Here is a 12,321-nt window from a genome sequence, read left to right as displayed (position 1 = left end):
ACTTTACCACAATATTATAACTCATGAAAAAATTAGCTCTTTTTATTATTCTATTACTAACTGCTTCTTCTTGCGTAAGTACAAAATCGACTTTAAAAAACGTAGATGATTACGCTCCGGATTTGGTTTTGAACAAGAATAACACGTTTGTAATTACAGAATTTGCAAAAGACAAAAAATACGGTTACGACCCTGATTACCCTATTAATCTTTTCTTTCAAAACACCAATAATGAAACTTTAAATGAATCCCGTTTTCTGAATGCTCTCGCAGGGCCGAGCGGTGAAAAAATCACGTACGCAAAATTAGAAACCTGTTGTCCGTTTCCATCTAAAAGGAGCAACATGGGCGCTGGATTTTTAAATGTGTATGAGCTGAAATGGGAAGGACAAAAAAAGCCGGTTAAACTTTATTTGAATATTTACGAGAAAGGAATTTTAATGGTTCCTATGGGATTGAGACTGAAATAAGGATTTTGTTATGATGAAAACAATATCTGCTTGTATACTATTTCATCAAGAAATTTTATCTCGAATATAAAAGTACTTGAGTTTTATGTTACAAATTTTGTTTTTTCGAATAAAAAATATTTCCTATATTTGCAGTATGAAAAAACTTACAATAGATAAGCGAAAGGTTTTAGAATCAGTAAACAAAATGGTTTCTGATAAAAATACTGTGCAGTTATTTCTAAAAGGTGAAATCACTACTGAAACTTTACGACAAAAAGGAATTACGCTTGCCAATCCCCTATAATTTTTTTTAAACGAAAATCCTCAATTCTATTACTTTATTACAAAAAACGAAATAGAATATCGCATTGCATTTATTATTGATGAAACATTCAGTGCTATTTCTGGCTTAGAAATCAATGATATTTATCAAATAGTCATAGAAAAAATTAGTGATAAAATGGAACAGTTAGATATCAGAATTTCCGTCACTATCCAATCAGTAATTATCGCGTTCTTTAATAACTCACAAAATTCCATGCTTTATGTTTGTGATGATAAAGACAACAGAAGTGTAAAAGGTTTAATGTGTTTAATAGATGGTATTCTAAAAGTAATATGACGAATGTAATCTTAAAAAGAGACAATATAATTAATTGCAAATCTAAAGACCAAATCACTACCATTTATTCTTCACTTCTTTATCATAAAGAAAACAAAAATAAAGATACAATTATAGAGATTTATAATACTATGCAGGAGATATTAGATGAAAAATAATACCAAAAAATTCCACTAAACTCTAGCCCTGATCGTCCCGAAGTTTCTGGAGAAATCATTTTTTGAGAAAGCCTATTTTTTCTGGTCGCTGTAGAGCGGCTCCCGACGCTTCGGGAGAAGCTCCTTCAGTGACCAAGAAAAAAAGTATTACGATAAAAAGATTGAAGCGGATAGCAGGATTGGCTTCATAAAATAATCTTAAATCTTCATCTGGTATTCATAAATCATGACTACCTTTGCACTGTCAAAAAATCATATTATGAATTTACAACATATTCCACAAATTAAGCATACTGACAGCGGAAATTTCTTTTTATTGGCGGGGCCTTGTGCCATCGAAGGTGAAGAAATGGCTCTTAGAATTGCTGAAAAATTAGTTGGTATTACCGACAATCTTCAGATTCCTTACGTTTTCAAGGGATCTTTTAAAAAAGCAAACCGTTCTAGAATTGACAGCTTTTCTGGAATTGGTGACGAAAAAGCTTTAAAAATCTTAAGAAAAGTTTCAGAAACTTTTCATATTCCAACTGTTACAGATATCCATACTAACGAAGATGCTGATATGGCTGCGCAATACGTAGATGTTTTGCAAATTCCAGCGTTTTTAGTTCGTCAGACTGATCTTGTTGTTGCTGCCGCAAATACAGGAAAAGTGGTAAACTTGAAAAAAGGACAATTTATGAGTCCAGAGAGCATGAAACATGCGGTGCAAAAAGTATTAGACTGTAATAACGAGAATGTTATGGTTACAGATCGTGGTACTATGTTTGGTTATCAAGATATGATTGTTGATTTTAGAGGTATTCCTACTATGCAGCAATATGCTTCTACAGTTTTAGATGTAACACACTCTTTGCAGCAGCCAAATCAAACTGCGGGTGTTACAGGCGGAAGACCAGATATGATCGAAACCGTAGCTAAAGCTGGTATTGCAGTTGGTGTTGATGGAATTTTTATCGAAACACATTTTGATCCTGCTAATGCAAAAAGTGATGGTGCTAATATGCTTCATTTAGACTATTTTGAAGGTTTGATGAACAAATTGGTAGCTATTAGAAAAACGGTTAACGCATTTTAATTTTATAATACTAAGTTCTTTGAAAACAAAAATTTTATTTTTCCTTCTGACTTGTGTTTCGTTAAACACTTTTGCTCAGGAAGAAATACCAGTACAAAAATACACTGCTCATAATAAAGGGAAATTCTTTGTGATGTGGGGTGGTAACAGAGAAAGCTATTCAAAATCTGATGTAAATTTCAGAGGTAAAGATTACAACTTTACAGTAGAAGATATGAGAGCTCATGATAAACCTAAAGGCTGGCATGTTGACTATATTAATCCTGTTAATATGACTATTCCTCAAACTAATTTGAGATTGGGTTATTTTTTTAGCGATCATTATAGCGTTACAGTTGGTGTTGACCACATGAAATACGTAATGACGCAGAATCAAATTGCAAATGTTACTGGAAACATTAACTTACCTGCAGATCAGGATGGTTCAATTTATAATGGAGTTTACAATAACACGCCTGTAGATATGTCTCAAGGCGGCGCTATGGAAGGTGGCGGAAGTACTAGTACTCCTTTTTTAATTTATGAGCATACTGATGGTTTAAACTATGTTAACACTGAGATTGCAAGATTTGATGATGTTTCTAAATGGTTTGGCTTACCAAATATTGATAAAGTTCAGATAAACTTAACTGAAGGTTTGGGCGCAGGTGTTTTATATCCTAAAACCAACACAACACTTTTAGGAAAAGAACGTCATGATGATTTTCACATATCTGGTTATGGTGTTTCTGCAAAAGCGGGTCTGAATATTACTTTTTTCAAACATTTCTACATTCAAGGAGAGTTAAAAGGAGGTTATATCAATATGCAGGATATTAGAACTACTACAAGTAGTGAAGATAAGGCTTCTCAGCATTTTACCTATTTTCAGCGTATTATTGCTGTTGGAGGTATATTTAGAATCTAATATTTCGTAAAATATATTTATTAAATAGCTGTCATTTTATTTGGCAGCTATTTTTTTTATTATTTACTTTGTACTTCAAAGTACTTTAATTCATACTTTATGAAAAGCAAAAAATATTTATTTCCACTAATCACTTTCGTTATAAGTTTTGGATGTGCGCTGTTTGTTTCGTTAAAGGTTTTTCCGAACAATCCTTTTACGGGAACTGCACCCGAAAAAACTACAGCGAGTAAGTATAAAGATGGTGATATCATTTTTCAGACGTCGGAATCTAAACAATGTGAAGCGGTTCGTATAGCGACTAACTCGAAGTTTTCGCATTGCGGTATTATTTATGACATTAACGGAAAATGGTTTGTTTTTGAAGCAGTTCAGCCTGTGAAATTGACACCTCTTGAGGATTGGATAAAACATGGACAAGACAGTAAATATGTGGTCAAAAGATTAAAAAATGATGCTGTTTTGACACCAGAAGTTTTACAAAAAATGAAAGAGTACAGTCAGCAGTTTAACGGAAAAGAATATGATGCCTATTTTGAATGGACAGATAATAGAATTTATTGTTCGGAATTGGTTTGGAAAATATATAAGAATGCTGCCGGAATTGAATTGTCTACACTTAGAGAATTGAAAGATTTTAATCTGGCAGATATAAGAGTTCAAAAAATATTGAAAGAGCGTTATGGAAATGATATTCCGTTGGAAGAAAAAGTGGTCGCTCCTTCTGACCTTGCCGATTCTAATATACTAAAAACAGTAATAAACACTTACTAAAAAACAAAAAAGCTAGTGATTAGTATTTCTAGCTTTTTTTTTACTATTAAACTTTGAAATTCAAAGAACTTTTAAAATAAATTTTATGAGAGATTTTTTAATTGAAAGATTATACGAATGTTCCAAAAAGCCCTATCAAAAATATTTCAAGAAAAATGAGCCTTGGAAAATTGATAAAGACAACTTGATGCAATATCCGGAAGAAAGTTTAGGATTTGGTTTGGGAAATTTTCTCTATAAAAATCATTTTGATATTCAGGAGAAACTGGAAGATCATGATATTATTCATGTTTTGACTAATACTGGAGTTTCAGTTTATGAGGAAATCGGAATGCAGTACTACCTTTTCGGAAATGGAAAGAAAAGTCCGTATTTGTATATGGTTATTTTATCTGGAACTATTTTTTATCCAAAACGAATACATTATTTCATACAGCAATATAACAGAGGAAAAAAGGCACTGCCGTTTCATTATCTGGATTTCTCCAAAATGCTGTTTATGCCTGTTTACTCTATTCAACAAACTTTTAATATCTAGTTACATGAAAGCAATTAATCGTCAGCCTTTAAAAGAAAAACAATCAATTGAATTAACAATTGGTTCATTTGTAATCATTACAATCTTGTTTGCATTGTATATTATTTCAAATGAAAATTCGACTGTTTTAGTTGTAGCGTGGCCGTTTGCTTTAGCAGCCGTAATCGTAAATATAATAATGCTGGCTCATTTAACAGAAAGATTTTTTTATTTACCACAGCAGCGAAGAGAAATTGGTTTTAAAATTTTGATGCTGCTTTCTAATATTCCGATCACATTTTTGTACTATTTGATTGTGATGAAATCTTGATTTTGAAGGTTTCATTTATAAAAAAAGCTGCAAGTTTACACTTGCAGCTTTTCAAATAATATAATTTCAAAACTTAATTTGCTTTTTTGATGTCGATTCCGTTTTGATCTAACAAATACATCAAAGTCGTCATAGTTGCAGCTCCAAGCTCTAACTCTCTTTTATTAATTGCATCAAATGTATCATTTGCTGCGTGATGATAATCGAAATAACGCTGTGAATCTGGTTTTAAACCTGCTTTAACAATTGCCTGAGAAGTTAAATGACTAATATCTGAACCTGCATGGCCAATTGTAAAACTGTGTACTAAATACGGCTCGAATAAGTCTTTGTATCCTTGAATTTTTTTCAAATTAGCATCGTCAGCCTCAATTGAAAATCCACGTGGTGTAAATCCGCCTGAATCACTTTCTAAAGCAAAAATATGATTCTCTTTCTTTTGTTTTGATACTTCTTCATATTTCGCTCCGCCTTTTCCGCCATTCTCTTCGTTCATAAATAATACAACGCGAATAGTATTTTTAGGCTTGTAATTTAAGTTTTTCAAAATACGGATAACTTCCATACTTTGTACTACTCCTGCTCCATCATCGTGAGAACCATCGGCTAAATCCCAAGAATCTAAGTGACCTCCAACTACCATGATGTTTTCTGGACTTACTGTTCCTGTCAATTCTCCAATTACATTATACGATAATGCATCTGGCAAAGTCTCGCAAGATTGTTTGAAATAGAATTTTAAAGCAGGATTTACTTTTAAAGATTTACTCAACAATTCAGCTCCATTTGTACTAATTGCTGCTGTTGGAATATACTGCTCTTTAGGAAGATCACCATAACTCTGTGCTCCTGTATGAGGAAAATCGTCTAATCTTAAATTCATAGAACGAACGATTGTTCCAACAGCGCCTAATTTCGCCGCTTCTTTTGCTCCAGCATATCTCTGATCTACACAAGCTCCATAAGAAGTAAAAGTTTCGATATTTTCGGGATTCATTGGTCTGTTATAAAAAACAATTTTTCCTTTTACTTTATCAGCTCCTAATTCTGCCAATTCTTTAATTCCTTGTACTTCAATAATTTCTGCCGTAATACCTGTTTTAGGAGTTGCAACAGAACCACCTAAAGCACAAATCGGCACTACAGTTTTTGTTTTTCCGTCTACAATATAAGCTGTTTCTTTTTCACCACGAACCCAATGAGGAACCATAACTTCCTGAAGATAGACTTTATCTAATCCCAGCGCTTCTAATTGTCTTTTTGTATAATCTACAGCTAGTTCAGCTCCTTTAGAACCAGACAAACGAGCCCCGATATCATTAGATAAATATTCTAACCACGTGTAGCATTTTGCCTCGGTTAAGGCTTTTTTGTAAAATAATTTAATATTTTTTTCATCGTTTGTCTGTGCAAAAGATGAAGTCAATCCGTTTAAAACTAAAGCAGTTAAAAGAATCGTTTTTTTCATAATTTCTATAACATTTTTGGGGTTATGTTCCGTTTTTTGGCTTATCTCACAAAGAAACAAAAATTCTATAGAAGTGTCAGGGTTTTTCCATATCCTTTTCATAAAAAAAGCTCTAATTACAAATTCTTCAATTTGCAATTAGAGCTTTTAAAAATTCAATAAATAAAGACTATTTTACTTCTATAATCTTATTTTTTGCACCAATTCCGTTTTCATTAAAAGGTTCAATAGTGAAATAATATTTTGTGCCTTTATCCAAACCTCTAAAATCATACGAATTGTCGCCGTAAACCATAATACTGTTATATAATTTATCTGGAGTAATTCCGTAATAAATATTATAACCAATCGCATCATTTTGTTTTTTCCAAGAAATCATCGCATTTCTTGAATCTGCTTTATTTCTATCCACTTTAAAAGAAGCAACAGCTTTTGGTTTTGCCGCTAATCCGTTTCCAAAAACCCTGAAATCAGAAATCGCAAACAATCCAGACGCATTGTGTATATTTTCCATTTTAATATAACGCGCTTTAATCGCTTTTGTAAGCTCTACATAATCATGCGGTACATCTTTATCGTTTTTAGATTTATCTACAATCAGAGTCCAATTTACAGCATCATCAGACATGAATATTTTATATTGGTAATAAATATCCATTGCTTTATTGTATTGCGTTGCTTTATGATCTGCGTAATTAATCTGGATTGCATTTATCTCCATTTGTCTGCCTAAATCCATTTGAAGCCATTCTCCCGGATTACTTGTTTTAGCAGACCAGTAGGTTTGAATATTTTCATCTGTAAGATTCTCAGGCCCGTAACAGAATTTCTCATAGACTTTTTTTCCTCCGTTATCCATTCTATGTGTTTCTACTTCCATGCATTCTTCTGAAGAAGAAACAGTTACTGGCTTTTTGTATGAAAGCAGCATCCAGCCAGATGAAGCGCCTTTTGTCTGATCACGCTCACTCGTTGGAAGCACAATTGGAAAATCGCCGTAAGAAGTAATAGAATACATTACGTCATCTTTATCAAATCCGGCAGGAAACATATCTATACGACGCTCAAAACGATCTTTAATAGAGATTTTGCACGTTCCTGTATTCCAGTAATTTCCATAATTATCTGCAAAAGTATTTCCGTGCCCTGCTCCAATTACAAATCCGCCTGGTTTATATGACATCGGATTGTGTTTTTGGTACGTAAATGGCCCTAACGGATTATCACCTACGTGAACGCCATTTGCGTATCCTTTAAATTCTGTTGCCGGCGCACCGTATTGCATATAATACTTACCATTGTGTTTGGTCATCCAAGCTCCTTCGATAAAATTCCCCCAAGGCGCTGGTTCCATATCATTATTTGGTCCAAAACGTTCCCAGCCATGAGCAGCAGGATCTAAACCTACAACTTCTTTTATCTGCCCATAAGGACGTTGAATATCCTCTACTTCTGTTGCTTTGTATAACTGCGCATAATCCGCTTGATTTCCTTTTGGAAGCCACGTATTATAATCTACTTCAACGCCTACCAGCGGCAGTTTTCCGCTTGAACCGTAGTACATGTATACTTTTTTATCATCATCTTGAAAAATCGCAGGATCCCAAGTTGGAAGCATTGCTTTGTCTACGTGACGTGTCCATCTTCCCGATTTTGGGTCGGCTGTTTTCCAGATTGGGTGATCTCTTTTCCAAGTTGAACCAACGTAAAATAAGGTATCGTTTACCACCCATGCTGCAGGCGCACATTGGTCATCGTCGCCTGGCTCTCTTTGAAAACTTCCGTAAACAAAATTCCAATCTGACATATCTTTACTCCAAAAGAAACCTGCCTGATTAGTTGCAAACAAGTAATATTCGCCTTTGTAAGTTATAATTACAGGATCTGCACTAGAACGTCGTGATTCTGGAATTCTATTGTGATTGTGAGTTGTATAATTGTAACCAATATTAATTGGATTACAAAATGTAGTTGCTGGTCTGTTAGGATCGAACCACTCTGTTTTTCCGAGATTTTGTGCCAAAAGATTGTGACTGAAAAGTATCACAAATAAAATCGGCACCGTCAAGAGTTTATGTATATTTTTCATTATTTGATTGTTTTGTTAAGTCCAAGATTATTTCTTAAGATTTATTCTTTGCTCTAAAAGTTCTGGCTCATTTGTAGTGATGTAATTGAATTTATGATCAATAATCCAATCCATATCTGCCGCTTCATTTACTGTCCATGCGTTCAAAATAATCTTATTATCTTTCGCTTCTTGTATCCATTCTGGATGCTTTTTAAAAACTGAATAATGATAATCGACTCCATTAATTTTATCCGCTTTTACTTCTTTAGGTGATTTATTTCCTTCTAAATATTGTAAAGAAGTTTTCGCGTCGACCATTCTAATTTGTTTCAAAATGTCGTAATCAAAACTTATGTAACAGGTGTTTTTATCTGCTTTCAGCTTTTTAATAACTTCAATCGACATTAATGCTGTTTTTTGACCTCTCTCTTTACTTATTTCTGATGGCTTTATCTCGCAAACCAAAAGAGTGTGTTTGTTGTTTCTTTTTCCTTCTGAAATATATTCCCGCAGCGTTGGAAGTTTTTCGCCATTAGAAAGCCTAAACTTGATTAAATCGGCATAATTTGTCTCTTCAATAAGCAGTTTGCTGTAATGTGCATCATGATTGATTACCAGTGAATCATCTGCGGTTCTCCACACATCAAATTCTGAACCAGGCAGTTTTAGATCAATTGCATGTCTTAAAGCTGCAATTGAGTTTTCTGGCAGATTATTTTTTTTCCATGCACCGCGATGTGCTACAATTGCATTTTTTTGTGCATTGCAAGATGAGAAAGCAATAAGAAATACTAAACTCGATATTTTAAAAATATTCATAATAACGTAGTTAAATAATTACAAAAAGTATTTTTGATTTTAAAAAAAAGCCCTTCGCTAACCAAACGCGAAGGGCTAATTACTAATCAATAAACCAACTATTTAGTTAACTCAAAACTAACTTTCTTATCGGCATTTGAATTACCTCCAATGAAGATATCAAACTGCCCAGGCTCTGCTGTGAATTGTAAATCAGAGTTATAAAATTTTAAATCTTCAACAGTAATATCAAAACTTACTGTTTGTTTTTCACCTTTTTTAAGTGCTATTTTTTGGAAACCTTTCAATTCTCTAACTGGTCTTGTTACTGAACCAACTAAATCTCTAATGTATAATTGAACTGTTTCTTTTCCGTCAAAATTTCCAGTATTTGTTACATCAACCGTTACTTTTAATTTACCGCTAAAGTTCATTTTATCAGAAGAAATTTTCAAGTTTGAATAATCAAAAGTCGTGTAACTTAAACCAAATCCGAATGGGAATAAAGGTTCGTTTCTTTCGTCAATATAGTTTGATCTGAATTTTTCGAATTTCCCTTCAGAATTAGAAAGCGGTCTTCCTGTATTTTTGTGTGCGTAATAAATTGGTAACTGTCCAACGCTTCTTGGGAAAGTTGAAGTTAATTTTCCTGAAGGGTTTACATCTCCAAATAAAACATCAGCAATTGCATAACCTGCTTCTGTACCCGCAAACCAAGCATTTAAAATTGCTGGAACTGTTTTTTCTTCATCTGTAATCACTAATGGACGACCATCAAATAAAACTAAAACAACTGGTTTTCCTGTTTTTAATAAAGCGTTTAATAAATCTTTTTGTGCTTGTGGAATTTCCAAGTTCGTACGGCTGCTAGATTCTCCGCTCATTTCTGCAGATTCTCCAAGTGCTGCTACAATTACATCAGATTGCTGAGCCACTTTTAAAGCTTCTGCTAATAATTCTTCTTTTGAACGCGCATCGCGGTGTAATGTTTTTCCAAACATTGTTGCGTTAGTTTCAAAAGTTTCATCGTAATCTAAGTTACTTCCTTTAGCATATAAAACTTTCGTTCCTGATCCTGCAACTTCTTTGATTCCTGCTAATAATGAAACAGCATTTTCCATTTTAGTAGCCACACTCCAAGTTCCCGGCATATTTTCTTTAGCATCTGCTAATGGTCCGATTAAACCAATAGTTCCTGACTTTTTAAGCGGTAATAATTGGTTTTGATTTTTTAATAAAACCAATGATTGAGAGGCAATTTGACGTGCTTCTTTTCTGCTGTCTGTTGTGAAGATTTCAGTTTTAGCTCTTTTTTCATCACAATATTTATATGGATCTTGGAACAATCCTAAATCATATTTTGCTTCTAAAATAAGTTTTACAGCATTATCGATTGTTTCGATTTTTACTTTTCCTTCATCTAAAGATTTTTTCAGCGTTCCTAAGAAACCTTCTCCAACCATATCCATTTCAACACCAGCATTTAATGACAAAGCCGAAACTTGCTGTAAATCTCCCATTCCGTGTTCGATCATTTCAGGAATTCCCGTAAAATCGGTTACCACAAAACCTTTGAAACCCCATTGTTTTCTTAAAACATCTGTCATTAACCATTTGTTTCCAGTGGCTGGAATTCCGTCAATTTCATTGAAAGATGCCATAACCGAACCTACTCCAGCATCAACAGCTGCTTTGTAAGGCGGAAAATAGTCGTTAAACATTCTGATATGGCTCATGTCTACCGTATTGTAATCACGTCCACCTTCTGGTGCACCGTATAATGCAAAGTGTTTTACACAAGCTAAAATTGAATTGTTTTTAGAAAGATCATGTTGTTGGTATCCATTTACCATTGCTTTTGCAATTTGGCTTCCTAAATACGGGTCTTCTCCTGAACCTTCAGAAACTCTTCCCCAGCGAGGGTCGCGCGAAACGTCAACCATTGGAGAGAATGTCCAGTTAATTCCGTCTGCACTTGCCTCTTTTGCTGCTATTTGTGCACTTCTTTCAATTAATGCCATATCCCAAGTACAAGACAATCCTAACGGAATTGGAAATGTTGTTTCGTAACCGTGAATAACGTCCATACCAAAAAGTAATGGAATTTTCAAACGGCTTTTTTCAACAGCAATTTTTTGTACTTCTTTAATTTTTTGAACTGATTTTATATTAAACAAACCGCCCACTTTACCCTCTGCAATGTTTTTTGCCACATTTGAGCTATTTGCCTGCCCTGTAGTGATATCACCAGATGTAGGCAAGTTTAACTGACCCAATTTCTCGTCTAAAGTCATTTTTGACATTAACTCCGCCACAAATTCAGACTTTGGTTTAATTTTCACTGTATTTTTAGTGTTCTTTTTTTGAGCGTAACCCAAAACAGCACATCCTAAAAAAAGTAAGACTAATTTGTTTTTCATTCTATTTAATTTATTTGTTTGTATTTGTTTTTTTCTGCTGCAACATCCAGTCGTAGATTGCAGCATTATCATAAACTCTTGTCCAGCTGTCGTGATTTGCATCATCAAAAATGGTCAGCTTCACATCTGTGGCATTGCATTTTTTTAATTCTTTGTAAATCGTTATCGCATAATTAACATTTACAACATCATCTAATAATCCGTGGTAAATTCTGGTTGGAATATTGGCTATTTCACAAGCGTGCTCTAACTGAATTAAATCTACAAAACCAGCGACAGGTACGTTTGCTGCAAATAGATCCGGATGTGCAAAAGCCAAATTCCACGAAGTCCAGCCTCCTGAGCTCAAACCAGTAACATATATTCTTTCTGAATCAATTTTGTTTTCTTTCTGGATTTTTACAATCAGCTGATAAATGGATTCTATATCCCAGTTTTCATCTTCTTTACATTGCGGAGCCAGAACGTAAGCATCTAATTGATGTGTTTTTAAATATTTTAAAGGCCCGTTAATTTTAACCTTTTCGAGATCTGTTCCTTTTTCACCATCTCCAGAGATAAAAACTATTAAAGGCTTTTTTTCTTTTGTATTAGCCGGACGATGTAAAACATAACCCAATTCATACTTTGCCATTATGACTGTATTAATCTTTCCAGTAGTTTCACTTTGGCTATAACCAAATGCTGAAAACAGCAGGGATAAAAAAACTAATTTATAATTCATG

General features: G+C 33.8%; 12 protein-coding genes. 7 read left to right on the top strand and 5 right to left on the bottom strand.

From position 1 onward, the window contains the following. Positions 1 to 23: 23 nt before the first annotated feature. The 7 genes from BSF42_RS19365 (at position 24) to BSF42_RS19340 (ending at position 4,839) form a co-directional block, all read left to right on the top strand. Positions 24 to 470, top strand: coding sequence for a 2-dehydro-3-deoxyphosphooctonate aldolase (locus BSF42_RS19365; RefSeq protein ID WP_095954756.1), 447 nt, complete (start codon positions 24 to 26; stop codon positions 468 to 470). A gap of 136 nt (positions 471 to 606) precedes the next feature. After that, a complete protein-coding gene (locus BSF42_RS22550; protein WP_172426726.1) occupies positions 607 to 756 on the top strand; it encodes a hypothetical protein in 150 nt (49 codons plus the stop codon). A 735-nt stretch (positions 757 to 1,491) separates the two neighbouring features. Continuing rightward, on the top strand, positions 1,492 to 2,310 hold the full coding sequence (kdsA, locus tag BSF42_RS19360) for a 3-deoxy-8-phosphooctulonate synthase (protein ID WP_095954755.1): 819 nt from the start codon (positions 1,492 to 1,494) through the stop codon (positions 2,308 to 2,310). Between the two features lie 19 nt (positions 2,311 to 2,329). Beyond that, positions 2,330 to 3,217, top strand: coding sequence for a hypothetical protein (locus tag BSF42_RS19355; RefSeq protein ID WP_095954754.1), 888 nt, complete (start codon positions 2,330 to 2,332; stop codon positions 3,215 to 3,217). Positions 3,218 to 3,316: 99 nt separating this feature from the next. Then, complete coding sequence (locus BSF42_RS19350; protein ID WP_095954753.1) at positions 3,317 to 3,991, top strand: YiiX family permuted papain-like enzyme; 675 nt, start codon at positions 3,317 to 3,319, stop codon at positions 3,989 to 3,991. Between the two features lie 85 nt (positions 3,992 to 4,076). After that, positions 4,077 to 4,529 (top strand): hypothetical protein, encoded by a 453-nt coding sequence (locus BSF42_RS19345; protein ID WP_095954752.1) that lies wholly within the window; start codon positions 4,077 to 4,079, stop codon positions 4,527 to 4,529. 4 nt (positions 4,530 to 4,533) lie between these two features. Next, positions 4,534 to 4,839: a hypothetical protein gene (locus BSF42_RS19340; RefSeq protein WP_095954751.1), complete on the top strand. Its 306-nt coding sequence runs from the start codon at positions 4,534 to 4,536 to the stop codon at positions 4,837 to 4,839. A 73-nt stretch (positions 4,840 to 4,912) separates the two neighbouring features. Here the strand turns inward: BSF42_RS19340 and BSF42_RS19335 are convergent, their stop codons facing one another. From BSF42_RS19335 to BSF42_RS19315, 5 genes are all read right to left on the bottom strand, one after another. Then, on the bottom strand, positions 4,913 to 6,307 hold the full coding sequence (locus tag BSF42_RS19335) for a M20/M25/M40 family metallo-hydrolase (RefSeq protein WP_095954782.1): 1,395 nt from the start codon (positions 6,305 to 6,307) through the stop codon (positions 4,913 to 4,915). A 169-nt stretch (positions 6,308 to 6,476) separates the two neighbouring features. After that, on the bottom strand, positions 6,477 to 8,396 hold the full coding sequence (locus tag BSF42_RS19330; RefSeq protein WP_095954750.1) for a discoidin domain-containing protein: 1,920 nt from the start codon (positions 8,394 to 8,396) through the stop codon (positions 6,477 to 6,479). 27 nt (positions 8,397 to 8,423) lie between these two features. Continuing rightward, positions 8,424 to 9,197 carry a glycerophosphodiester phosphodiesterase family protein gene (locus tag BSF42_RS19325; protein ID WP_095954749.1) on the bottom strand — a complete coding sequence of 258 codons (774 nt, stop codon included), beginning with the start codon at positions 9,195 to 9,197 and terminating at the stop codon, positions 8,424 to 8,426. Positions 9,198 to 9,295: 98 nt separating this feature from the next. Further along, on the bottom strand, positions 9,296 to 11,596 hold the full coding sequence (gene bglX, locus BSF42_RS19320; protein ID WP_095954781.1) for a beta-glucosidase BglX: 2,301 nt from the start codon (positions 11,594 to 11,596) through the stop codon (positions 9,296 to 9,298). A gap of 10 nt (positions 11,597 to 11,606) precedes the next feature. Further along, entirely contained in the window at positions 11,607 to 12,320 is a 714-nt protein-coding gene (locus BSF42_RS19315) for a prolyl oligopeptidase family serine peptidase (RefSeq protein ID WP_095954748.1), read from the bottom strand. Position 12,321: the final 1 nt, after the last annotated feature.

The sequence above is a fragment of the Flavobacterium sp. ACN6 genome (assembly GCF_002304005.1).
Taxonomy (GTDB): domain Bacteria; phylum Bacteroidota; class Bacteroidia; order Flavobacteriales; family Flavobacteriaceae; genus Flavobacterium.
Note: the sequence above shows the minus strand (reverse complement) of the source record. Positions and strands in the feature narration are given on the sequence as shown.